Annotated in this window: 20 protein-coding genes; 6 read left to right on the top strand and 14 right to left on the bottom strand. The window is 70.3% G+C overall.

Annotation, left to right across the window (positions count from 1 at the left end; all coding sequences use genetic code 11):
* Positions 1–24 precede the first annotated feature (24 nt).
* Positions 25–804, top strand: coding sequence for a hypothetical protein (locus D7X99_RS29865; protein ID WP_121780747.1), 780 nt, complete (start codon positions 25–27; stop codon positions 802–804).
* A 4-nt stretch (positions 805–808) separates the two neighbouring features.
* On the opposite strand, the gene D7X99_RS29860 is transcribed toward D7X99_RS29865, so the two are convergent.
* From D7X99_RS29860 to D7X99_RS29835, 6 genes are all read right to left on the bottom strand, one after another.
* The gene (locus D7X99_RS29860; RefSeq protein WP_121780746.1) at positions 809–1480 is read right to left on the bottom strand and encodes a hypothetical protein; all 672 of its coding nucleotides are present in this window, start codon (positions 1478–1480) and stop codon (positions 809–811) included.
* A 10-nt stretch (positions 1481–1490) separates the two neighbouring features.
* On the bottom strand, positions 1491–2153 hold the full coding sequence (locus D7X99_RS29855) for a DUF4276 family protein (RefSeq protein ID WP_121780745.1): 663 nt from the start codon (positions 2151–2153) through the stop codon (positions 1491–1493).
* 3 nt (positions 2154–2156) lie between these two features.
* Positions 2157–3203 carry an AAA family ATPase gene (locus D7X99_RS29850; protein WP_199756379.1) on the bottom strand — a complete coding sequence of 349 codons (1047 nt, stop codon included), beginning with the start codon at positions 3201–3203 and terminating at the stop codon, positions 2157–2159.
* Positions 3204–3302: 99 nt separating this feature from the next.
* Positions 3303–6017 (bottom strand): AsmA family protein, encoded by a 2715-nt coding sequence (locus D7X99_RS29845; RefSeq protein WP_121780743.1) that lies wholly within the window; start codon positions 6015–6017, stop codon positions 3303–3305.
* Between the two features lie 231 nt (positions 6018–6248).
* Positions 6249–6710, bottom strand: coding sequence for a fibril protein (locus tag D7X99_RS29840; RefSeq protein ID WP_121780742.1), 462 nt, complete (start codon positions 6708–6710; stop codon positions 6249–6251).
* Between the two features lie 160 nt (positions 6711–6870).
* Positions 6871–7788, bottom strand: a complete 918-nt coding sequence (locus tag D7X99_RS29835; protein WP_121780741.1) for an iron-containing redox enzyme family protein — start codon at positions 7786–7788, stop codon at positions 6871–6873.
* 61 nt (positions 7789–7849) lie between these two features.
* On the opposite strand from D7X99_RS29835, the gene D7X99_RS29830 reads away from it, so the two are divergent.
* A complete protein-coding gene (locus D7X99_RS29830) occupies positions 7850–8788 on the top strand; it encodes a dimethylarginine dimethylaminohydrolase family protein (protein ID WP_121780740.1) in 939 nt (312 codons plus the stop codon).
* 72 nt (positions 8789–8860) lie between these two features.
* Here D7X99_RS29830 and D7X99_RS29825 read toward each other — a convergent pair whose 3' ends face one another.
* Positions 8861–9610, bottom strand: a complete 750-nt coding sequence (locus tag D7X99_RS29825) for a sterol desaturase family protein (protein WP_120595017.1) — start codon at positions 9608–9610, stop codon at positions 8861–8863.
* A gap of 358 nt (positions 9611–9968) precedes the next feature.
* Here D7X99_RS29825 and D7X99_RS29820 point away from each other — a divergent pair, with 358 nt between their 5' ends.
* Positions 9969–10307 (top strand): hypothetical protein, encoded by a 339-nt coding sequence (locus tag D7X99_RS29820; RefSeq protein ID WP_233613834.1) that lies wholly within the window; start codon positions 9969–9971, stop codon positions 10305–10307.
* 33 nt (positions 10308–10340) lie between these two features.
* Here the strand turns inward: D7X99_RS29820 and D7X99_RS29815 are convergent, their stop codons facing one another.
* The 3 genes from D7X99_RS29815 to D7X99_RS29805 all read right to left on the bottom strand — a co-directional run bounded on the left by D7X99_RS29815 (position 10341) and on the right by D7X99_RS29805 (position 15967).
* The gene (locus D7X99_RS29815) at positions 10341–11444 is read right to left on the bottom strand and encodes a hypothetical protein (RefSeq protein ID WP_121780739.1); all 1104 of its coding nucleotides are present in this window, start codon (positions 11442–11444) and stop codon (positions 10341–10343) included.
* A gap of 29 nt (positions 11445–11473) precedes the next feature.
* The gene (locus tag D7X99_RS29810; protein WP_121780738.1) at positions 11474–12985 is read right to left on the bottom strand and encodes a VWA domain-containing protein; all 1512 of its coding nucleotides are present in this window, start codon (positions 12983–12985) and stop codon (positions 11474–11476) included.
* 135 nt (positions 12986–13120) lie between these two features.
* Positions 13121–15967 (bottom strand): PAS domain S-box protein, encoded by a 2847-nt coding sequence (locus tag D7X99_RS29805; protein ID WP_121780737.1) that lies wholly within the window; start codon positions 15965–15967, stop codon positions 13121–13123.
* Between the two features lie 437 nt (positions 15968–16404).
* Between D7X99_RS29805 and D7X99_RS29800 the strand changes: the two genes are divergently transcribed.
* A complete protein-coding gene (locus D7X99_RS29800; RefSeq protein WP_233613832.1) occupies positions 16405–17928 on the top strand; it encodes a HAMP domain-containing sensor histidine kinase in 1524 nt (507 codons plus the stop codon).
* 17 nt (positions 17929–17945) lie between these two features.
* Here the strand turns inward: D7X99_RS29800 and D7X99_RS29795 are convergent, their stop codons facing one another.
* The gene (locus D7X99_RS29795) at positions 17946–18461 is read right to left on the bottom strand and encodes a GreA/GreB family elongation factor (RefSeq protein WP_120595009.1); all 516 of its coding nucleotides are present in this window, start codon (positions 18459–18461) and stop codon (positions 17946–17948) included.
* An 87-nt stretch (positions 18462–18548) separates the two neighbouring features.
* Here D7X99_RS29795 and D7X99_RS29790 point away from each other — a divergent pair, with 87 nt between their 5' ends.
* Both D7X99_RS29790 and D7X99_RS29785 read left to right on the top strand, forming a co-directional pair.
* Entirely contained in the window at positions 18549–18830 is a 282-nt protein-coding gene (locus D7X99_RS29790) for a rhodanese-like domain-containing protein (RefSeq protein WP_014400616.1), read from the top strand.
* A gap of 17 nt (positions 18831–18847) precedes the next feature.
* Positions 18848–19738, top strand: coding sequence for a DMT family transporter (locus D7X99_RS29785; RefSeq protein ID WP_121780735.1), 891 nt, complete (start codon positions 18848–18850; stop codon positions 19736–19738).
* Between the two features lie 13 nt (positions 19739–19751).
* Here D7X99_RS29785 and D7X99_RS29780 read toward each other — a convergent pair whose 3' ends face one another.
* The 3 genes from D7X99_RS29780 to D7X99_RS29770 all read right to left on the bottom strand — a co-directional run bounded on the left by D7X99_RS29780 (position 19752) and on the right by D7X99_RS29770 (position 22248).
* A complete protein-coding gene (locus D7X99_RS29780) occupies positions 19752–20672 on the bottom strand; it encodes an alpha/beta fold hydrolase (protein ID WP_121780734.1) in 921 nt (306 codons plus the stop codon).
* Between the two features lie 156 nt (positions 20673–20828).
* Positions 20829–21401, bottom strand: a complete 573-nt coding sequence (locus tag D7X99_RS29775) for a class I SAM-dependent methyltransferase (protein ID WP_121780733.1) — start codon at positions 21399–21401, stop codon at positions 20829–20831.
* Positions 21402–21444: 43 nt separating this feature from the next.
* Complete coding sequence (locus tag D7X99_RS29770) at positions 21445–22248, bottom strand: prolipoprotein diacylglyceryl transferase (RefSeq protein ID WP_120576348.1); 804 nt, start codon at positions 22246–22248, stop codon at positions 21445–21447.
* Positions 22249–22378 lie beyond the last annotated feature (130 nt).

Below are 22378 nucleotides of genomic sequence, written 5' to 3'. Positions count from 1 at the left end.
GGGAGTTCCGTCAGGGAGAGCATCATGAACCGCATTCTCGGCATCGCATCGGTGGGGATGGCTTCGCTGGCACTCGGAGTGGCCCTGTGGGGGCCCGGGAAGTCGGAGGCCCCTGTCGTCCAGGAGGCGCCCCGCGTGCAGGACTCGACGGCGGACGTCCGGGCGCTCCAGAACCGCGTGAAGGCGCTGGAGGAGACGGTGCAACTGCTGTCCCGTCGGATGATGGCCTTCGAGCAGGGCGGCGGTACGGCCTCGGCCGGCACGGGCGGTCCTCCGCCCGCGGGCCTGGAGGCGGAGGTCGCGAAGCTGCGCGAGCAGATGCGCGGCGTGATGGTGGGCGAGGCGCTGACCAACGACAGCGCGAAGCAGTCGCTGAAGGAGCTGATGCGCACGGTGCAGGACGAGCAGCGCACCGAGCAGCGCCAGCAGTGGCAGCAGCAGGTGGACCAGATGCGCGTGCAGGCGGAGACCGAGCGCTCCGACCGCATGAAGACCTTCATCAGCAACGCGCGGCTCAACTACAGCCAGGAGCAGGCGCTGACGAAGGCGATGCAGGCCGAGGACACGAAGCGCCAGGAGCTGGCGTCGGCGATGTCGGGAGGCCGGCCGGGCCGTGACATGCGTCAGCAGATGCGCGACCTGCGCACGCAGACCGATACGGAGATGCAGAAGGTGCTCAGCGCGGAGCAGATGACGCAGTACCAGCAGATGCGCCGCGACGACATGAACCCGCGCGGCGCTGGCGGCCCCCGGGGCGGTCCCATCGGCGGTGGCTGGGAGGGGAACGGCGCCGGCGGGAGGTAGCCGCTCAGCCGCGCAGGACGTCCTCGATGTCGAAGGCGTCCGCCAGGGCCACCGACGGGGTGCACAGCAGCACGGGGACCCGAGAGGAAGCCGCGCGAGCGGCCTGGACCCGGTCCCAGACGGCATTCGCGGGCAGGTCCACGTCCCGTTCCTCCAGGAAGAGGAACGGGACGTCCGCGTCAAAGGACTCCGCGGGCTGGACACGGAAGTCGCGCAGGAAGCCGTTCATCGCCCGCGACGCACGGTCGGCAATCTCTCCCAGCCACGCCGCTTCCCCTTCACCCAGGGAAGGTGTGGGCCCGGGAGGAAACGTGGAGAGCACGGCCTCGTCGCGGTGTGAGCCGGGCTCCACGAAGGGGAGCGATATCCCCGCGAGCAGGGACAGTTCTTCCTGGACGACGCGCCACCGGCCATCCGGGAAGCGCCGCAGCGTCACGGTGTAGTCGTCGTCATCCATGCCCAGCACCAGCGTCACGGGGCCGTCCACCGCGTCCAGCACCTGCGTCTGTTGAAGCCGGCCGCAGGCCAGTTCGCGCAGCAGCGTGAAGAAGGCCACCAGGTCGCGCGTGGCCGAGCCCTCCGGATCCACAATCACGGTCAGCCGCCGGGGGCGCGGCACGACGTCGCGAAGCGAGCGCAGGCCCTCGGCCTGAATGCGCGTGAGCCGGTTGGACATGGCCTCGAGCCTATCCCTCCGCGAGGGCTTCGAGCTTCGACAGCCACTGGGCGAAGTGGGGGCACGCTGCGCGGATGGCGGGAAGCCCGATGCTCATCACCGCCAGTGGGCCGTGCAGGGTCTTCTGATAGCCGGGAGAAACAGCCAGGACGCGCTTGGAGGGAGCCGTGTCCGGATGCTCGTTGATCTCCTCGGGAGACTGCACGCTGGTCCGGATGGCCTGGAGCTTCGTGATCTCCTCGGCGGAAAAAGAGATGGAGCACTGGCCAGGGTCGGTGAACAGCAACGCCTCGAATTCGTGCAGCAGCAGGTGGGGAAGGAAGCGGCGATGGCCGATGTCCTCGGCGAAGGCGCGCTCCACATGCTCGACGCGCGCGTAGCAGTTACCCTGGGGACGGGTCGCGAGTCCGGGGAAGTCCTTGGGCAGGCCGTAGTAGTCGAGCATCGACGTCACGCACGTTGCCCCCGTATCGCCAAGCAGGCGCCGCAGGTCCCCCTGCACGAGCGCGTACTGGGGAACACCGCCTTTGAAGCTGCCACCTTCCTTGACGTACTTGGTGACCACCAGACGCGGAATGAGCGCCAGGCCCAGGCGAAGCAGATGGGGCGCGAGCACTTCGCGGACGAAGGTCTCCTCGGTCTGCCCCTCAACGAGGATGAGGATGCGCTTCATGGCTCAGCCCGGACGACCGCCCAGGACGTTCTTCTCCCAGAGCTCTCCCAGGCTGTAGCTCTCCAGCCAGGAAGCGGTTTCCTCCGAGGTGGGACGGTGGAAGGTCGACGCGCGGTCCTGGCGGTCCACGATGACGAGATCTTCTGGGGTGAACTGGTTCACCAGCGTCACGGACTGGGTGGAGAGGATGATCTGCGACTTCTGTGAAGCACTGCGCACCATGCCCGCGAGGAGCTGGATGGCGTAGGGATGCAGGCCCAGCTCTGGCTCGTCGATGATGATCATCGGCGGGAGCTTAGGCTGGAGCAGGAGCGTCGCAAGGCAGATGAAGCGCAGCGTTCCATCTGAAAGCGCGTGCGCGTTGAAGTAGTCGTCGGAGTCGCGCTCGGACCACTCCAGCAGGATCTTCTGGTCGTTGAAGGGACTGGGACGCAGGCGGAAGTCGTCGAAATAGGGCGCGGCAAGTCGGACCGTGGCCACGATGCGGCGGTAGCTTTCGGGGTGCTTCTCTCGCAGCAGGAAAAGGAATGCAGCTAGGTTTGCCGCGTCCGAGCGCAATGCTGCGTTGTCACCAATGTCCTGTGTTTGCTTCACACTGGCCGAAACACTGGTGTCGTGGAAGTGGTAGACGCGCAACCCGCCGAATGCGATCAGTCGGTCGAAGGCTACCTCGATGTCCACCCTGAGCGAGTCGCTGCCTTGCTCTTGCGGCAGTGCCGCCTCGTCCGCAACGACCAACGAGTCGTCAGCGGAAGGTTCAAACTCCAAAAGATAAGGTCGTCGCTCCCGCGACGGCATGGTCAGCATGAGTCGAAGGCTGGAAGTCCGTTTCCGCCCATGATGCAGCAGTGCATTAGCGCCGCCCATCGTCGCGACATACTGCCGCAACCTGCCTTCGGTCAGACGCTGAAGAAGCGTGAACACGGAGATGAAGTTGCTCTTCCCCGAGCCGTTCGCGCCAATCAGGACATTGATGGGGCGCAGGTCGAGGGCCATCTCGCGGATGGACTTGAAGCCTTCGATTTCAATACGCTCCAGCAGCATAGGCATCGTCCACCCACCTTACGACGGCGGCCCCTGAAACAGCCACGCCGCGAAGCTCCCGGAGGAACCTCGCGGCGCGCGTGATGCTCACAGTGCTCTCGGCGCCTACTTCCCGCCGAAGATGCCCTTGAGGCGCTTCTTCGCTTCTTCCTCGGCGCGCTGCTTGGCCTTCTCCTGCTCGATGCGGGCCTGGTCCTCCAGCTTCTTCTTCTCCTCGTTGGCGCGCGCCTCCAGCTCCTGACGCTTCGCCTCCGCTTCGGCCTTCGCCTTGTCCTGGCCGCCCGTGATGATGTTCTCCACGGCCTTGCCCTTCTCACCCAGCAGGCCGCCCAGCGCGGCGCCTCCGGCCAGCTTCAGGATGGTCGTCGCCGCCGGCTTCACGTCGATGCCCGTCACCTCCGGGCTCCACGCCTTGCCTGAGATCTTCAGCCCCACCGGGATGGCCTCCGTCGGCGTCACCTTGCCCACCGTCAGCGTCTTGATGGTCGCGGGCGTCAGCGACACGCCGCCTGTCAGGTCCAGCGTGCCGTCCAGCCCGATGCCGCCGTCGAAGCTCATCGCCGCCTCCGGCCGCGTCCAGGTGATGGGCTTGCTCAGCTGCGCCACGCCGTTCTTGATGGTCACGCTGAAGGGCAGGTTCGCGCCCAGCGACGTCACGTCGCCGCTCTTGAGTGCCTTCGCGAAGGGCACCGCCTTGGCCAGCGGCCCCGTGACGGACGACACCAGGTCCTTGCCCAGGAACGTGCCCTCCAGCAGGTTGCCGTTGATGCCGCCCAGCAGCGTCTGCTGCAGCTTGTCCGGCGTGTAGCCCACGCCCTGCACGTCCACGTTGCCGTTGAACTTGCCCGTCAGCACCTGCTTCGGCGTGCGCGCCGCCAGCGCCTGCGCGACCTCCAGGCCCTGCACCTGCACCTTCGCGGTGAAGGGCCGGGCCGCCGGCGCGGGCCCCAGGCGGATGGTGGTCCCGTCCGCCACCACCTTGCCGCCGTAGATGCCCGTCGAGAACTTCTCCACCGTGATGAGGTCGTCCACCATCTTCACCACGCCCGTCACGTGGGTCAGGTCCATCGCCGTGTAGCGCAGCGACGCGATGGCGAACTGGATGTCACCCCGGTAGCCGTTGAAGCGATTGGCCTCGCCCGGAGGCGGCTCCGGCGGCGGCTTGCCGCCCGTGCGCGCCAGCACCTGCTCCTCGCTCATCAACAACTTCTCCGCATCCAGCTTCGCGGCCTTCACGTCCGCCTTGAACGTCGTCGTCGCCTTCTTGCCCGTGCCCGCGAGCGCCACCGTGGCGGTGCCCGTCACCGTGTCCTCCAGCGCGCCCAGGCTCATGCTGGTGACGTTCACCGTCATCCCGCTGCCCGTCTTCGCCGGCGCGTACGTGCCCGCCGCCGCGACCTCCAGCCGCTGCCCCGGCGCCTTGTTCACCAGCAGGCCCGGCCGCATGTCCACGCCGTTCAGGTCGGCCTTCGCGTCGAAGCGCAGCGCGCCGCCGCTCGCCGCCGCGCCCGTCACCTTCGCGTTCAGCTTCATCGCGCCGCCAGCTTCCTTGGACAGCTGATCCGGCACCCGCAGCCGCACCGGCGTCAGGTCCACCGCGATGTTGATGGCCTGCGCCTCCTGCGTGCCGCTGCCGCGCACGTCCAGGCCAATGGGGCCGGCGATCATCCCGTTGAGCTGCTTGCGCAGCGGCGGGTAGTACTCGGCGAGCACGGCCGGGTCCAGGTTGCGGCCCGTCAGCTCGAAGCCCTCCACCGCGGGCTTGTCCGTGAGCAGCCCCTTCACCTTGCCCTTGCCCGTGATGGCCGCGGGGCCCAGGTCCAGCTTCAGCTTGTCCAGCGCCAGGTCACCGGTGGCCATGTCGCCCGTCACGTCCGTGTCGAGCACCACGTCCAGCGCCTTGCCGCCCTCCGAGCCCGCGAACTTCATCCCCAGCGCCTTGATGACGCCCACCAGCTTCGTGGGGCCCTTGCCGCCGGGCACCGCGCCGCCCAGGTCCGCCTTCCAGTCCGCGTCCAGCGTGCCCGCCTGCAGCCCCACGTCCGGGGGCAGGAACGGCCCCAGCGGCGACAGGTCGATGTGCTCCGCCTTCAGCGTCACCTGCTCCGGCGTGGGAATGAGCGTCGCCGGCAGCGGGGCCGCGGCGAGCGTCATCTTCAAGTTCTGCTTCTCCGCCAGCACCGCCGCCGCCAGGTCCACCTTCAGCGGCTGGCCCACGCGCAGGTCCTTCACCTCGATGTCCAGGTCCTTCACCGCCAGCTCGCGCGCCTGAGCGCCGCCCGCGCGGTCCACGAAGCGGATGGTGCCGTCGGTGAGCGCCGCGCGCTCCACGTGCACGCCTGACAGGTCCGTGGGCTGCGTCTCCTCCTCGGGCGTCTCCTCCTTCGGCTGCTGCGCGGCCAGCTTCTCCTGGAGGCGCTGCACGTTGGTGGTGCCGTCCGCCAGGCGGATGACGTTCACGGTGAGCCCGGACACCTCCGCGTCCTGCACGCGGATGTCCTTGCCCTTGGAGGTGAGCAGCGGCATCGCCGCCACGCTCACCGTCACGTCCTTCACCTCCGCGAGCGGCAGGTCCTCGCCCTCGGCGGCGCCCACGCTGACGTTCTGGATGTGAGCGCCCACGTAGGGAAAGAGCTTCGTGGAGACGTCGCCAATCTCGATGGGGCGCCCCAGCTTCTGCGAGTACGTCGCGGCCTGGTCGCGCGCCGCCTTCAGCAGGATGGCATCCAGGCGCCACAGCACCACCGCCACGATGGCGATCAGGAGGACGAGGATGCCTCCCAGCACATACGGCCAACGCTTCTTCTTCACAGCCGCCACGGTTCCTCCTCCGTCGGGAGAGCGGTCGAACGCTTAGCGCAGCGCCAAGAGCGCCGCACCTCCCATGCACGAAAGGAGGTTGCCAGCGTGACGATCAACAGCCGGGGGAAAGTCATACTCCTGTCGACCCTTGCATCTAGGCACGACGGCCCCACCCAGGAAGGGGCCTCATGCTTTGAGGACGCAAGAGTCCGGAGCTTTCAAGGAATCATGGGGTAGGTCGGGCGGCGCCTAGAGGTCGATGACCTCCGGCTCCATCCCGGACGCGGGCGGCGCGTCGCCCTGGCCGTCCAGCAGGAAGCCCCAGGGCGCGTACACGTTCCCTCCGGTGAACGCGTCCACGTAGAGCACCACCGGCGTGTCCAGGCCGTCGTACGTGACCTCGAAGATGGACAGCTGGCCCTTCCCCTGGCCCTGTCCATCCACCTGGGTGAACTCGCAGCAGTCGCCCATGCGGCGCCACGCCACCGGCTGGCCTTCCGGCCCGCGCAAGAGCTTGAAGTACGCCATCACGCCCTTGTCGCCCCAGCCCACCCGCACCGGGTTCTCCGGCCGGGTGCCGTAGGTCAGCGGATCCGGCCGCTTCGGCAGCAGGGGCGCGGTGCGGTGCATCACCTCCTGCATGGACGTGCCCGGGGAGGCGCACGCCGTCAGGAGCAACACCGCGGCGGGGATGCATCGGAACAGGGACATCGGGACCTCCAGCTCGGCCTGGGAAACGCCCCAAGCTGGCGTCCGCTCCGGTTGACGCGCATCCCCATCCCCTGCACGGACCGTCCTCCGGGAAACGCACCCCCGAGCCCAGCGCACACGCGCAAGGTCCGGGGGGGAAGGACGGCCAGGCTGCGCTTCTTCAGCTGAGCGACTTCAAGTCCAGGCCCAGCTCGTGGCGGTAGCGCTCGAAGCACCGCGCACCCGCCATCAGCCGCAAGAGCGCCCCTTCCGCCAGGGGCCTCGCGCACGCGGGGTTCGCCTCCACCAGCGGACGCAGCACCTCCTTGTTCCAGGTCTCGGAGTGCTTCACATCCAGCGTGGAGTGCAGCGCGTAATAGCGCCGCACGCGCATGTCGAACCCCAGCCGCTTGAGGCCCTCGTTGACGCACGCGGTGCGGCCCGGCGCCGTCTCCTCCACGATGCCCAGCGCGCCCACCGCGTGGTACGTGTAGCGGCGGTTGAACGCGAACGCGCAGAGCAGGTTCGCCAGCGCGTGCGCTTCCCACACGGTGTCATCGTCCGTGGGCTTCAACCCCAGCTTCTGGGCCATCTCCGCGAGCATCGGCCCGTGCATCGCGTCCTCGCGCCCGCGGCCCATCTCGTCCCAGTAGTTGCGCGCCAGCTCCAGCTTCGCCCGCGTGGGCAGCTGCAGTTGTGTCAGCGCCACCAGGTCGTCGAAGCCCGCCTCGCCCGCGACCTCCTGCGTGAGGAACCAGTCCATCTGCTCACGCGTCGCCTGCGTGGCGAGCCACGGGAACAGCGGATCATGCTGTCCGGGACCGGAATCCTTCAGGTCCTCGAACCACGCGATGAACCCGTCCGCGTCCTCCGGTGCCTCGGCGGCCCATGCCGCCACGCGCTGTCGCTCCGCCTCTACGTACTCACCTTCGAGCAACCGCAACTGGGTCTCCTCCTGCACGGCTGCCCGCCAGCCCTCGGTGGGAAACCCTGGAGCCAGTCGTGCGTGGTTGAAGCGCAAGAGGGTCCGGTGAAGCCGTTCGGACAGGCGTGCGTCCTCCGTCCCCGCTTCCCCCGCCACCTCGCCAAGCCCGCTCATGGTGCGCACCCTCTCAACACATACCGGAAGGCGGGAGTGCCTTCCGGTCACATGTATGGGGATGACCTTGCACACCGGCCACATCGCTCCCGCCACCTTCGCCGTCAGTCAGGTGCGTTGCGAGAAGGACCACGTCCGCTCGCGCGACTGCGCGTATCAGGTCGCATGGAACATCAATCCGCATATGAAGCCCGGCGCCGTCGCGTGGCGGCGTGCGTGCACGCAGCACCGTGAGTTCCTGCGTGCCCTGCGTGAAGCAGGCGCGGGCTTCTTCGAGCTGCCCTTCGTCCACGGCGCGTTCGACTCCGTGTTCGCCAAGGACAACGCGGTGCTCGTCTCCCAGGAGGGTGAGCTTCGCGCCCTGCTCGCCACCATGCGCCACGGTCAGCGCCGCAATGAGCAGCTCGCGCGCGCCCGGTGGCTGTCCGCGCGCGGCTTCGACGTCATCGAGCCGCCGCGAGTGCACATCGAAGGCGGCGACGTGGCCATGCTGCCCGCGGGCCGGGGCGCCCTGCTGGGCTGGGGCATGCGCTCCACGCAGCGCGCCGCGGGGGTGCTGGAGGCGTTCCTCTCCGCGCCCGTCACGCCGCTGGAGCTGTGCGACCCGTACCTCTACCACCTGGACACCGCGCTCACCGTCCTGTCCGACGGCACCGCGCTGGTGTGTCCGGAGGCCTTCACGCCGGAGTCGCTGCGCATGCTGGCGCGCACGGAGGGCATCCAGCAGGTGGTCCCCATCGCACGCGAGGACGCGCTCGCGTTCGGGCTCAACCTGGTGGAGGTGGGCAACACCGTCATCGTCGGCGCGCGCGTGCCTCGCGTGGAGGCGGTGCTGCGCGGCCTGGGGCGCCGGCCCGTCAGCGTGCGGTTGGATCAATTCCACCTGGCCGGCGGCAGCGCGGCGTGCCTCGTGGCGCGCGTGCACACCCTGCCGCCCCTGGCCGCCCGGCGCTTTCGCGAGGAGCAGGAGCAGGACATGGCCCAGCCGCTCTCCGCGTGACGTGCGCCAAAACGAAGACCTCCCCGAGCGACGAAGCGCGCGGGGAGGTCCGGGTGAAGCGGGGAGGAAGACTCAGGACTGTTCGCTGGTGACTTCCGGCGCGCTCAGCCCTTCGGCCTGCTGGAAGCGGCGCGGGTGACCGTCGCCGCGGGTGCCGCCGGAGAGCTTGTCCACCCAGGGGTACTTCTGCGCCTCTTCCGCCGTGTAGCCCAGGTTGAAGACGGTGGCGCTCTTGGGCTTGTCGGAGGCCTTCTCGTACAGCGTGCCGAACACGCGGTCCCAGAAGTAGTTCGTGATGCCGTAGTTGCCCTGCTCGTTGTGGAAGTGGTGGGACATGTGCAGGCGCTTGATGTCCTTCAGCCACTTCTGCTGCGGGGCGTAGTTGAGGTGCTGGATGCAGTGGCAGAACTCGTAGAAGCACGTGGTCACCATGCCCCAGCCCAGCGCCGCCGCCGCGCCGGACCGGCCGCCGATGAGGTAGCCGATGGGCGTGAGCACCAGCGCGATGGTGGGCAGCGTGGTGTGCAGCGCGCCGAAGAGCACGCGCAGGTCGTGCGGGTCCTGGTGGTGGTCGAAGTGGATGCGCTTCCACGTCACCGCCGTCGCCGCGGACTTGTAGAGGAAGCGGCCGTGCAGGATGTACCGGTGGATGAGGTACCAGCCGAACGGGTACGCCACCGTGGCCAGCAGCATCGCCGCGCCCATGCGCACCGGCGCGTCGAACCACTTCACCGACAGCACGATGCAGGTGATGCCGATGAGGATGTAGGCGACGACGGCGTAGTAGGTGAAGAACGAGTAGACCAGGTCGCGCAGCGACATCCGGTCCAGGTTGTGCTTCCGGTTCAGGAAAGAGACCGCCACGGGGATTCCCTCACTATCCGCTCCGCCGCGGGTCCCGGGCTGCCGGGTGCGCGTGGCGCGAAGGCTTGCTCGCATCCCGGCCCTTGGGAGTGATGCGGTGGTTCCTGAGCTATCAGTCAAGAGGCCCCTTGGCCCAGGAACGGTGAGGGCTCTCTTAGCGCCTTCCTGGAGGCGTTGAGAAGTTCCACTGTTGCCGCGCCCGCACAATGTCTGGCTGCCCGCCCCTCATCCGACCCGGAGGCGGACTTCCGTGCGGGAAGTCCACACCCCACCTTTCCGCCCACAGGCGCGAGCGATCGCGCGAGGGGGCAGACAGATGGCGCGCAAGGCACAGGGACAACAGGGCGGTGGGACCCAGGCGGGGGAACGTCCCGCGCGGCGGAAGACGGCCACCCGGAAGACGGCGGGCGTCGCCCCCAGCGAGGGCCGCCTGGAGCTGCGCAGGGACGTCGCGGAGTACCGGGCCGCCGCGGAGGCTCAGGCCGAAATCGTGCGCGAGCGCATCAACGCCGCACTGGAGGTCAGCCGCCGCACGCGCGAGGAGATTGAGGAGCGCATCGCCAGCGAGCTGCACGCGCCCCGCGTCACCGCGAAGAAGGCCGCCGCACCGGCTCGCAAGCGCACCCGCGCCTCCACGCGCGCGTCGGCGAAGTAGGGCGCGGCCCCACAGGCCCCCAAGGCCCGGTCTTCAGGAGCGGAGCGCCGGAGCCCGCGCGGGCTGCGCCGCTCCCTCCGGGCCGGAGGACTCCAGGTCCAGTGCGGAGAGCTTCTCCGCCAGCGCCTGGACCCGATCGCCGCCGCCGTCCAGGGGGGACGCGGCGCGCGCACCGATGAAGCACACGCGGGCCCGCTCCAGCAGGGCCACCTGTGCGTGCAGCTGCGCGAAGAGGCGCTCCTGTCTGCGCGACAGCGCGTCCAGGTGGTTGAGCTCCTCACCCAGCGACGCGGCGGCGCGCTCCAGCTGGCGCCGGGCCACGCCGTCCTGCGCGTCCTGGGCGCGCTTCTTCAACTCCTGCACCTGCGAGTCCACGCTCCCCTGGGACGCGGAGGACAGCTGCGTCGCCAATTCGGTGTGGGACTCGGCCAGGGTGAAGACGTCCCGGGCCAGCTTTCCGAGCACGGCCTGGAGCTTCTCCAGCCCCGGGCCCCGGGCCAGCTTGTGCGCCTCGTCCTGGCACTGACGGTAGAGCGTGAGCGCCCGGGCAACCAGTCCGCGCACCTCACCGGAGAGCGTGGCCTCCAGGCGCATGCCCCGGGTGGCCACCGCGTCCAGGTCCATGGCCAGGTTCGCCGGCAGCGTGCCGATGCTCCAGAACAGCGCCACCACGGCGTAGTCCACCATCAGCGGGAAGTAGCCCCACGCCGGGAGGAAGCGCGCGTCGAGCACCTGGTGCACGTACAGCCCCAGCGCGGTGGTGACGGCCGCGGCCCCGGCGCACAGCGCGACCTGGAGCGGCGTGCCCAGACTGTCGCGCCCGTTGCCCCGCCACGCCAGCAGCCCCGCGGCGATGGCTCCCGCCACCGCGTGTGTCCAGGGAGACCCGAGCCCCAGCACGTAGGGCACGGCGGGCAGCAGCACCATCCCCGCGCGCACCAGGAGGTTCTCCGCCGCCTTCGGCTTCACCGCGGTGATGGCCGCCGCCATCAGCGCGAAGTAGCCCGGCTCCACCGGCACGCGCAGCACCTGCCGCGCCACGCCGGCCACCAGCGCCATGGCCCCGGCGCCCACGAGCGCGTACAGGCAGCGCGACTCGAAGTCCTCTCGCCGGATGAGTTGGATGGAGAGCGACATGGCGCACCGGGTTCCGTACAGCGGGGGGACTAGTAGCTGTTGTTCTGCCCGAAGTTCTTCATCGTCTTCTTCTTGAGGTTGAGGGCCTCTTCGCGGACCTCGGAATCACTCTGGGCATTGCCATAGGCTGCCTGGGTCTTGTCCAGGTCCGCAAGCTCCCCCGCGAGCGCGGACGCCGAAGCGCCGAACAGTTTACGCGCGTTGGTCAGGAAGCCGAGCGCGCTCTCGCGGTTGCCGCTCTTCATCTGCTCCGCGGCCGCCTGGAGCTGCTGGGTACCCAACGCGCGGATGGCATGGACGCGCACGTCGCGGTCCAGGTTCGCGTGCACCACCTGGACGTCGTTCGTCACCTTCGCGCCCAGCGCCAGGTTCACCTGCGACGGCAGGTCCGCCGCCACGTCCACGTACGACACCGCGGTGTCCAGCACGTTCATGTCCGCCGCGTTCGAGGGCGCGTCCAGCGTCAGCTTCACCACCACGCGCGCGGACTGGCCGCCCGTCAAATCGTAGAGGGGGATGCGCACGACGTTGCCGTCGCGGGTGGATGGCAGGCCCATCACCTCCACGCCGCTCACGCCGGGCGGCAGGGTCAGCGTCATGCTCACGTTGCGCGCGACGGTGCTGGCGGCCTGCTCCAGCTCCCGGGTGAAGATGGCGGCCAGCTCCGAGGAGTCGCTGACGAAGCCGGAGAAGCCACCGCCGCGCTCGGCCATGCCGCGCATCAGCGTGTCGTTGAATCCGCTGCCCACGCCCAGCGCGCTCACGGTGATGCCCCCCTCGCGCATCCTGCCCACCGTGGAGAAGAGGCCGTCGTTGGTCGTCATGCCCTCGGTGGGCTCGCCGTCGCTCAGCAGGATGACGCGCGTCACCCGGTACTGCTTCGCGTACGGAAGCACCGCGTCCGAGCCCGCCGCCAGCCCGCCGCTCATGTGCGTGCCGCCGTTCACCTGGATGGCGTCGATGGTGCTCAGGAGCTCGCGGCGCGTGGAGTGGGTGATCTCCACGCTGGGCACCACCTTCACGTCGGAGCCGAAGTGCACCAGCGCCAACCGGTCCCCGTCGCGCAGCTGCCGCACCAGCTCCTGGGCGGCGCGCTTCGCGTCCGTCAGCTTGGAGCCATCCATGGAGCCGGAGCGGTCCACCACCAGCGCCAGGTTCACCGGCACGCGCTGGACCTTCTCCGGCATGCGCGCCGACAGCTCGAACACGGCGAAGGCCTCACCCGGGCCCGTCTTCACGTACGCGCCGGACAGCTTGCCCGTGAGCTGCACCGGACCGGCCTTGCCGGACGCGGGCTGTCCCAGGACGACGGGCAGGACCCCGTTGATGGGGGCCTCACCCGGCTGGATGACGGTGTGGGTCTGGTCCACGGTGCTGGTGGCCACGGCCGGAGTCCGGCGCAGGTGCCCGTTGGGGAGCCGTTCTTCGGCGACGACCGGCGGGTGCGAGGAGGTCTTCGCGAAGAACGAGCGCGCGTCGAGCGCGAGCGCGCCCACGAACAGCAGGCCAGCGAGGGTCAGCAACAGTTTGGTGCGGTTCATGCGCGACGGACCTTCCCCCAAGGGGTGCGAGCGGACGAGCACACGCTCGCAGGCCCGTTACGCGGGCGCATCGGTCAGTGGGAGGACCCTCCTCCCGATGACCGATGGGGGGACCCGGACCGGCGGTCCCCTGCGTCAGGCCGCGTCAGGCGGCCCGTGGCGCACCAGCTCCTCCACGGCGCCTCGCACGCGCGCCTCGTCGAAGGGCTTCTCCAGCAGCGGGTTGGGGATGTGCTCCAGGAAGTCTCGCGCGCCCGCGGTGAAGGCGCCGCCGGACACGAAGACGAAGCGGCGCTCCAGGCCCGGGTGGTCGCGCCGCACGGCCTCGTACACGTCGCGGCCGGCGAGGTCCGGCATCATCACGTCGCACAGCACCGCGTCGAAGCCCGGCGTCCGCGACATGCGCTCCAGTGCCTGACGGCCGCTCGTGGCCACCTCCACGTCATGGCCGCGCAACAGCCGCTGCAGCACGCGGCCCACCGCGGGCTCGTCGTCCACCACCAGCACGCGGCCTCGAGGCACCACGGGCGCGGCGGGCAGCGGGGCTTCCGGCGGATGGACGACCGGTTCGGGCCGGGGCGCGGGCAGCACCACGCGGAACGTGCTGCCCTTGCCCACGGTGGTGTCCACCTGGATGTCGCCGCCCAGCCCCGTGATGATGCCGTGGCAGATGGACAGCCCCAGGCCGGTGCCCACGCCCACGGGCTTGGTGGTGAAGAACGGATCGAAGATGCGCCCCATCACCTCCGGCGGGATGCCGATGCCCGTGTCGCGCACCTCCACCACCACCTGCCCGCCGGACACGCGCGTGGCGAGCACCACCTCGTGTTCATGCGCGGAGCCCTCCGGAATCGCCTGCGCCGCGTTCACCACCAGGTTGAGGAACACCTGGCAGAGGCGGCCCTCGTTGCCCATCACCTCCGGCACGGTGCCGTAGTCCCGGCGCAGCCGCGCGCGGTGCCGGATTTCATTGGCGGCCATCATCACCACCGAGTCCAGCACCGCGTGCACGTCCACCGGCGTCATGCGCTCTTCATCCGGCCGCGAGAACGTCTTCAGCTGGCGGACAATCTGCCGCACGCGCTCGGCGCCCTCGCACGCCTCGCCCAGCACCTCCTGCCACTCCGCCACGTCCGGCGGGCGCACGCCGCGCACGCCGGGGCCGGGGGACAGGTGGTGGCGGAACTCGTCCGACAGGAAGCCCAGGTTGGAGACCACGAAGGCCAGCGGGTTGTTGATTTCGTGCGCGATGCCCGCCGCGAGCGTGCCCACCGACGCCAGCCGGTCCGCCAGCGTCAGCCGCGCCTTCAACTGGCGCTGCTCCGTCACGTCGCGCGCGATGGACACCACCGCGGGCTGACCGTCGAAGCGCAGGGGCAGTGAGGCCAGCTCCACCACGCGCGTGCGCCCGTCGCGCAGCACCAGGCGCCGCTCGCTGGTGAGCGGCGTGCTGTCCACGGACGCCACGCCGGTGCCCGGCACGTCCGCCAGGAACTCCGACAGCCGGCGGCCCACCAGCTCCTCCGCGCGCGCGAAGCCCAGCGTGGTGACGAGCACCGCGTTGGCGTAGACGATGTGGCCGTCGCGCTCGATGGCCGCCGGGTCGGGGAAGCCCTCCATCAGCGCGCGCAGGCTGGCCTCGGAGCGCTTCAGCGCCTCCTCCACCTCCCGCCGCTCCGTGATGTCGCGCGCCAGGCCCTCCACCGCCACCACGCGGCCCGCGGGGTCCGTCACCGGCGCCACCACGTGCTCCAGCCACAGGAGGCTGCCGTCGGGGCGCAGGAAGCGCAGCTCCACCGTGGCGCCGTCCAGGGACTGGGGCGACTCCAGCAGGCGCTCCAGCGCGGCCCGGTCATCCGGGTGCACCTGCCGGTACCACAGCTCCGGATCCGTGTAGTGCGCCTCTGGCCCCAGGCCCAGCTTGGCGTGCGCCACGCGGCTGACGTACGCGAAGCCGCGCGGCGCTTCCCGCCGGTACAGGTACAGCACGTCGGACGCGTTCTCCGCGAGCTGGCGGAAGCGGTGCTCGTGCTCGCGCAGCGCCCGTTCGGACGCTCGGCGCTCCAGCGACACGGAGATGGCGCCGCTGGCCGCGGACAGCAGGTCCACCTCCAGGCGGTCCCACTCTCGCGTCTCGAAGCAGTTGTCGAAGCCCACGAAGCCCACCAACCGGCCCTGCACGCGCAGGGGCAGCACCAGCAGCGTGAGGATGCCCTGCGGCTCCAGGAGGTCCCGCTCGATGGAGGGGAAGGTGGCCACGCGGCCGGTGACGACCTCGCCGCGCTCCAGCACGGTCGCCCAGCGCCCCAGGATGGGCCGCATGGGCAGGTCCTGGAGCATCGGGTTGTCGATCTCCGCGGAGACGCCGGGCGCGCACCACTCGGCGCGCTGGCTGCACATGAGCGTCCCCTGCGCGTTGGTGTACGTCTCGAAGACGTAGACGCGGCTGGCGCCGGAGGCCTGTCCCAGCGGAGCGAGCGCCGGGCCGTACAGGTCGCCGCCCTCCGGCACCGACAGCAGGCGCTGCTGCATGTCCACCAGGGCGGTGAGGTAGCGCTCGCGCCGGGCGAGCGCGTCGCTCGTGCGCTTGCGCTCGGTGATGTCGTTGAGCGTGCCCGCCATGCCCAGCAGCGTGCCGTCCTCGTCGACCGTCACCCTCGCGAAGACGTCCACCCAGCGGAAGCCGCCGTCGCGCGTGAGGTAGCGCACCTCGTGCTGCACGTAGTCGCGCTCGCGCGTGAGCAGCGTCTGGCACACGTCCAGCACACGCGCCCGGTCATCCGGGTGCACGAAGTCCAGCGCGGAGCGGCCCAGGCTCTCCTCCACGGGAAAGCCTGTCACCTCGGTCCACGCGGGATTGAGGAAGACCCACGTGCGCGCCGTGTCCGTCTGGAACACGACCTCCTGGAGCGTGTCGATGACCTGACGGAAGCGGCGCTCGGTGGGGGTGGTGCCGTCAGGCCGGGTGAACGGCATCTGCATGCGGAGGACTCACGGTGGAAGAACTTGGCCGTGCGGGCGGAACGTCCGCGACGCGCACGTAGACAGTCGAACGATTGAGGATCGCCGTCATGCAGGCAAGGGGGCCCGCGGGAAGAGCGTGAGGATGGGAAGCATTCCCTGTCCTTGAGGATGGAGTGGGCTGCAGGTCCTGTCTTCCTTTCTTCCCGGGAGGCGGAGATGACACCATGATGCGTGCGGAAAGCCTTGGCATGTCCGGCATCACCACTCCAGCCTTGGAGGCCCGCGTGACGGATGGGGATGGCCCGCCCCTGTCAACGCGCGTCATGGACGCCGAAGGCGTTGTGCTCGTTGAATGCACGGGCCGTGTGACTGTTTTCAACTCACAAGCCGCGGCGCACTTCGGCATTCCGGTCCCTCTCCACATCGAGCACGCCCGCCTGCCTGGGTGTGAATGGGTGCGGGACGACGGCACACCGCTGCCTCCGGGCGACTCACCGCTGGCGCGAGCGCTGGCGGGCGAGCTGGTGGACGCGTCCCCGTGGCACGTGCTCCGTCCGGATGGAACGCGCGCCGTGCTGCACTGCATCGCGGTGCCGGTGCGGGCCGGGGACGGGCAGGTGGCCGCGGCGCTCCTGCGCACGCATGCCGTGGAGGCGATGCCCGCGTCCATGCTGGATGCGTCGCGCCTGCTGGCGGAGGCTGGCGCGCTGCTGGGCACGTCGATGGACGCGGAGGCGCAGCTGGAGCCGCTGCTCAAGCTGCTGGTGCCCGCGCTGGGGGAGGGGGCCCTGCTCGTCCTCCGGACGCCGGGTGCCGTGGGTGATGAAGGCCTGCGCGTGGCGGCGTCACTGCATGCGGACTCAGGAAGGCACGCGCTCCTGCGCGACCTGCTCACGCGCTATCCACCGGACCCGTCCGTGTCGGGCGGGCTGCCCCAGGTGTTCGCGTCCGGGGCGGTGGGGCGTCTGCCCATCCTGTCCGAGGAGCACGTGGTGGCCATCGCGCGGGACGCGGAGCACGCGCGGCTCTTGCGCGAGGTGGGGCCGCACGGCTGCCTGAGCGTTCCGCTGGGCGCGCGCGGCAACGTGCTGGGCGCGCTGATGGTGCTGCGCTCCAACGTGCTGCGGTCCTTTGGCGCGGAGGAGGAGCGCTTCCTCACGGAGCTGGCCCACCGCACCGCGCTCCATCTGGAGAACGCGCGGCTGTACCGCGAGGCGCGCGAAGCGGTGCGCCAGCGCGACGAGTTCCTGGGCATCGCCAGCCACGAGCTGAAGACGCCGCTCACGCCGCTGAGCCTCAAGGTGCAGTTGCTGCAGAAGCAGGTGGTGGTGCTGGCGCGCGAGGGCAAGGACGTGCCCACCGACCGCGTCGCGGACGCGCTGGACGTGGTGCAGCGCCAGGTGCGCCGGCTGTCGGGCCTGGTGGACAGCCTGCTGGACGTGTCGCGCATCACCGCGGGCCGGCTGCGGCTGGAGCTGGAGGAGCTGGACCTGGCGAGCGTGGCCGCTGAAATCCTCTACCGCTTCTCCGCCGCGGCGGCGCAGGCCGGCACGGAGCTGGGCCTGGAGGCGCCGGTGCCGGTGGTGGGCCGGTGGGACCGGCTGCGCCTGGAGCAGGTGGTGACGAACCTGGTGTCCAACGCGCTCAAGTACGGCGCGGGCCATCCCGTCATCGTGAGCGTGGAGGCGCAAGGCACGCTGGCGCGGCTCGCCGTGAAGGACCACGGCATCGGCATCGCGCCGGACGACCTGGCGCGCATCTTCGAGCGCTTCGAGCGCGCGGTGAGCGACCGGCACTACGGCGGCCTGGGCCTGGGGCTCTACATCACGCGCCAGATTGTCGAGGCGTTCGGCGGCACGGTGCGCGCCGTGAGCACGCCGGGGGAAGGCGCCACGTTCCTCCTGGAGCTGCCCCGGGGCGACATCCCGGAGGAGTGGCTGGTCGCGCACGCGGCGCCGGGGCCCACCCAGGGCGAGTAGGCCCGCGTCGCTTCAGCTCAGGCGACTTCCAGCACCGTCCACTCGCGCACCTCGCCCGCGAGCGTCACCTCCACGGTGTCGCCGGCCTTCTTGCCCAGGAGCGCTCGGCCCACGGGGGAGCTGGGGGTGATGACGGAGAGGAAGCCGTCGCCGCCGGGTCCGGTGAGCTCGGTGCCCGCGCCGGCGGGGAGCACGAAGAAGGTGCGCTCGGCGAAGCCGTCCTCGTCCTCGGTGCTGCAGTCCACCAGGGCGCCCAGGCCCACGGGCCCCTGGCGCGAGAAGCGGGGCAGCTCCTTCTGGCCGAAGGCGGTGAGGGCCTGGAGCTCTTCTTGGAGGCGGCGGGCGCGCTGGGCCTGGCCGGTGGCGAGGCTGCCGTACTCGATGGCGGCGCGGCCGTCCTCCTTCTTCTCGGACTCCGTGGCGAGGCTGCGGGCGGCCTCACGGGCATCGGCCTCCGCGCGGTGGGCCAGCCGGTCGCTCTGTTGGAGCCGCTCGGACAGTTGTTGGAGCAGGGTGAGCTTGTCGAGTCGCATGGGTATCGATACAGGACTGTAGCGCCCGGCGCGGCGGCCTCCAGTTTTCAGCCCGACGGGGCCCCGGGCTTTGGTTGAATGGGGTGCATGACGCCTCAGGAACGCTCGCAGAAGGCCCACGAACTCGTCGCCCAAGGCGCGGTGCTGCTGGATGTGCGCACCCCGGAGGAGTTCCAGCAGGGACACCCGGACGCCGCCCGCAACATCCCCGTGCAGGTGCTGGCCCAGCGCCTCTCCGAGGTCGGCCCGGTGGGCACGCCCGTGGTGGTGTACTGCGCGGCGGGAGGCCGCAGCGCGGTGGCCGCGGAGCTCCTGCGCAAGGGCGGCTTCCCGGACGTGTTCGACCTGGGCTCCGTGAAGAACTGGTAGGCGCGCGCTCGGGCGCCATGCAGACCCGCACCGTCGGCTTCCTCCTCGTCGCCCTGTCCGGCGCCTCCTTTGGCGCGTTGGGGCTGTTCGCGCGCCTGGCCTACGCGGCGGGCACGGACATGCCCACGCTGCTCTTCCTGCGCTTCACGCTGGCGGGGCTGGTGCTCGCGGCCGTGATGGTCGCGAAGGGCGGCACCTGGCCCCGGGGCCGCCTCCTGTGGGGCCTGGTGGCGCTGGGCGCGGTGGGCTACTTCACGGAAGGCAGCGTCTACTTCATCGCGCTCCAGCACGCGTCCGCCGGGCTGGTGGCGCTGCTGCTCTACCTCTTCCCCGCGCTGGTGGCCCTCATCCAGGTGGCCCTGGGCCGCGAGCACCTGAGCCGCCGCCGCTGGTTGGCGGTGGGGCTGGCCCTGTGCGGGACGGCGCTCACGGTGGACCCCGGCCCGGACGCGAAGCCGCTGGGCATTGGGCTGGGCGTGCTGTCGGCGGTCATCTACGCGCTCTACGTCCTGTCCAGCGCGCGGATCGCGGGGCCGGCGGGGCCGCTCGCGGCGAGCACCGTCGTCCCGCTGTCGGCGGGGGCCGCCTTCGGGGCGCTGATGCTGGTGAAGGGCCCGTCCTTTCCCCAGACGCCGGGAGGCTGGGCCGCGGTGGCGGGCCTGGCGCTGCTGTCCACGGTGGTGGCCATGCTCACGTTCTTCGCGGGCCTCAAGCGCATTGGCCCGGTGAACACGTCGCTCCTGTCCACGCTGGAGCCGGTGATGGCGGTGGTGTTGGGCGCCATCTTCCTGGGCGAGCGCCTGTCCTTGCGGCAGGGCCTGGGCGGCCTGCTCATCCTGGTGGCGGTGGTGGTGCTGGCCCGGAGCGACTCCAGCCGCCCGGCGGAACCCGGGGCGGCCGGAGCCTGAGTCGCGCGAGCGGCTACAGGCACTCGAGGAACTGCTGCACGTCGTTCACGAAGCGCTGGGGGCGCTCGGCGTGCGGCGCGTGGCCGGTCTCCGGGTAGAGCAGGTGCTTGGAGCCGCGGATGGCGCGGGCCAGGGCGCGCTGCTCCGTCACGGAGAAGAAGCCGTCGTGGTCCCCGCCGATGATCAGCGTGGGCACGCGGATGCGGCCCAGGCGCGCGGAGTGGTCCTCCGCGATGAGCCCATCCAGAGCGTCCTGCCACACGCGCGCGGGCAGCTTGGAACTCTCCGCCACCAGGGTGTCCAGGTAGGACGCCGGAATGGGCGCGTAGAAGGTGCTGGCCTGGAACTCATGGATGAAGGCGGGGTCCACGGGGTTGGTCAGCGTGTCGACGACCTCCTTGAGGCCCAGGGCCACTTCATTGCCCGCGACGGTGGGCGCGGAGCCCACGAGCACCAGGCCCTTCACGCGGCCAGGGGAATCCAGCGCCACCTGCTGCGCGATGAAGCTGCCCATGGAGTGGCCCACGAGCACGGCGCGAGAGACGCGCATCGCATCCAGGAATGCCACCACGTCCTTCGCGAACGCCTGCTGCGTGTAGCAACACGCCGGGCGGGACGAGTCGCCATGACCGCGCTGGTCCAGCGCGTAGATGTGGAAGTCGCGCGAGAAGCGCGGCAGGTCCAGGTCCCACGTGTGATGCGAGTCCGTATAGCCGTGCAGCAGGACGACGACGGGCCCGTCCTGGCGGCCCTGCTCCACGTAGCGGAGCGTGACGCCGGTGGACAGCCGCACGGAGCCCTCACGCGAATGGCGGCTGGAGTCCTCCAGCGAAGCCGGGGCACTCACGAGGTCGGGTGCGGCATCCGAAGCGACGTCGGGTCCACAGCCAGCGAACAGCAGCACTGCGACGAGGGGACGAAGGGCGCGCAACATGCGTCAGGGCCTCACGGGATGGGACGCGGCGGGTTGGTCCGCCGTGACGCCCACCATCCTAAAGTGACCTCTGACATCCCTTGTGTGAATCCATCCTGACAGGTCGGAAGTGACCTGCCAGGGCGGGTCACGCGAGCCCCTTTCTGAAGGGAGGCCTCAAGGCCGCCGTGCGAAGATGAACTCGCCCACGCCGCCCAGGCGCTGCTCGCGCCGGAGGATGTGGAAGCCCGTGATCTCCACCAGGCGGAAGGTGTCGCGGTTGAGGCGGCAGCCGCCGGTCAGCTTGCGCCACGCGGGCGTCAGCAGGTCCTGCGCGGTGGCCACGGCCGGGTTCGGGGCGCGCACGTGCTCCAGCAGGCGCAGCTCGCCGCCCGGCTTGAGCACCCGCATCACCTCCGAGAGCGCCGTGCCCGGCGCGTCCACGCAGCAGAACACCAGGCTGGACACCACCGCGTCGAACGAGCCGTCCGTGAACGGCAGCGCCTGCGCGTCCGCCTGGAGCAGCGCCACGCCGCTGCGTCGAGCCCGCGCGCGCACCAGCGCTCCCAGGTCCACGTCCACCGCTGTCACCGACGTCACGGAGTCCGGGTAGCCCGGCAGGGCCAGGCCCGTGCCCGCGCCCACCTCCAGCACCTTGCCGGACAGCCCTTCCACCAACTGCCGCCGGGCGGCGTTCAAGCCCACCCAGCCCAGCGGCGCCATCAACGCGTCGTACGCCAGTGCCTTCACGCGGTACCCCCCCTGCTGCGAGACGATGCGAAACGTGGACGCGCTACCGCGCTGTCTCCACCCGGCCCTGCGGCGCGGGCGGCTTCTGCGAGGATGCGCTCGGCGCCTGCTTGCGCAACAGGCCCCACAGTCCGTATGCCACCAGCAGCAGGCTGCCGTACTGCGCAGGCGTCAGGCCGAAGTAGCGCGCATCTACGTACGACAGGTCCGTGGCCCGCAGGAAGTCCAGGCTGAAGCGGGACGCCGCGTACAGGAGCGCCAGCAGCGGCAGGAGCCGCCCCTTCATCTTCGGCATGTCGCGCAGCGCGTACAGCAGGCCGGTGATCGCGAAGAGCACGATGGCGTCGTAGAAGCCCAGGTCGTGCCGGTTGCCGTTGGGGAACTGCACCGCCAGGAAGAAGTCCGTCAGCTTGCCCGGGTGGTCGTGCACCGCGAAGCACCCCAGCCGCGCCACCGCCCATCCCGGCGCCACGCCCAGCGCGAAGCTGTCCGCGTAGTCGTTGAAGCGCAGCTTCTTCACCCGGAAGAACACCACCGCCGCCAGGATGCCGCCCAACAGGCCGCCGAAGGACGACAGGCCATCCCAGAACCGGAAGATCTGGAACGGGCTCTTGGACATCTCCTCCGGGTGGTAGAAGAACAGGTGCACCCAGTGGCCGAAGAGCATGCCGGCCGCCACCCCCCACATCGCGAAGTCCGCCAGCGGGTTCGGGTCCAGCCCCTCGCGCTCCGCCTGCTTCGTCAGCAGCCGGGCAGCCAGGAGGATGCCCGCCGCCACGAAGACGTTGAAGGGGTTCAGTTCCAGGGGCCCCAGCTTGAACGAGGGGGCGTGCCAATAGGGAATCAAGGGGGCTCCAGAAAGGCCAGGGATCCGCGCGGACATACTCCGGGCGGATGGAAGCCGAACAATCGGCGCATCCCGGGCTTCCCTCCACCTCTTTTTCCACTCCCCGCCCGCCGGGCGCGCAAGCCCCACC

The organism is Corallococcus sp. AB032C (genome assembly GCF_003668935.1).
In the GTDB taxonomy this organism is placed as follows: Bacteria; Myxococcota; Myxococcia; order Myxococcales; family Myxococcaceae; genus Corallococcus; species Corallococcus exiguus.
This window is presented reverse-complemented; position numbering and strand designations above follow the sequence as displayed.

Bases quoted from the DNA above. Each gene is read 5' to 3' on its own strand.
- D7X99_RS29865 (WP_121780747.1), top strand. From the start codon at position 25: ATGAACCGCATTCTCGGCATCGCATCGGTGGGGATGGCTTCGCTGGCA.
- D7X99_RS29860 (WP_121780746.1), bottom strand. From the start codon at position 1,480: ATGTCCAACCGGCTCACGCGCATTCAGGCCGAGGGCCTGCGCTCGCTT.
- D7X99_RS29855 (WP_121780745.1), bottom strand. From the start codon at position 2,153: ATGAAGCGCATCCTCATCCTCGTTGAGGGGCAGACCGAGGAGACCTTC.
- D7X99_RS29850 (WP_199756379.1), bottom strand. From the start codon at position 3,203: ATGCCTATGCTGCTGGAGCGTATTGAAATCGAAGGCTTCAAGTCCATC.
- D7X99_RS29840 (WP_121780742.1), bottom strand. From the start codon at position 6,710: ATGTCCCTGTTCCGATGCATCCCCGCCGCGGTGTTGCTCCTGACGGCG.
- D7X99_RS29835 (WP_121780741.1), bottom strand. From the start codon at position 7,788: ATGAGCGGGCTTGGCGAGGTGGCGGGGGAAGCGGGGACGGAGGACGCA.
- D7X99_RS29830 (WP_121780740.1), top strand. From the start codon at position 7,850: ATGACCTTGCACACCGGCCACATCGCTCCCGCCACCTTCGCCGTCAGT.
- D7X99_RS29825 (WP_120595017.1), bottom strand. From the start codon at position 9,610: ATGTCGCTGCGCGACCTGGTCTACTCGTTCTTCACCTACTACGCCGTC.
- D7X99_RS29820 (WP_233613834.1), top strand. From the start codon at position 9,969: ATGGCGCGCAAGGCACAGGGACAACAGGGCGGTGGGACCCAGGCGGGG.
- D7X99_RS29815 (WP_121780739.1), bottom strand. From the start codon at position 11,444: ATGTCGCTCTCCATCCAACTCATCCGGCGAGAGGACTTCGAGTCGCGC.
- D7X99_RS29810 (WP_121780738.1), bottom strand. From the start codon at position 12,985: ATGAACCGCACCAAACTGTTGCTGACCCTCGCTGGCCTGCTGTTCGTG.
- D7X99_RS29805 (WP_121780737.1), bottom strand. From the start codon at position 15,967: ATGCAGATGCCGTTCACCCGGCCTGACGGCACCACCCCCACCGAGCGC.
- D7X99_RS29795 (WP_120595009.1), bottom strand. From the start codon at position 18,461: ATGCGACTCGACAAGCTCACCCTGCTCCAACAACTGTCCGAGCGGCTC.
- D7X99_RS29790 (WP_014400616.1), top strand. From the start codon at position 18,549: ATGACGCCTCAGGAACGCTCGCAGAAGGCCCACGAACTCGTCGCCCAA.
- D7X99_RS29785 (WP_121780735.1), top strand. From the start codon at position 18,848: ATGCAGACCCGCACCGTCGGCTTCCTCCTCGTCGCCCTGTCCGGCGCC.
- D7X99_RS29780 (WP_121780734.1), bottom strand. From the start codon at position 20,672: ATGTTGCGCGCCCTTCGTCCCCTCGTCGCAGTGCTGCTGTTCGCTGGC.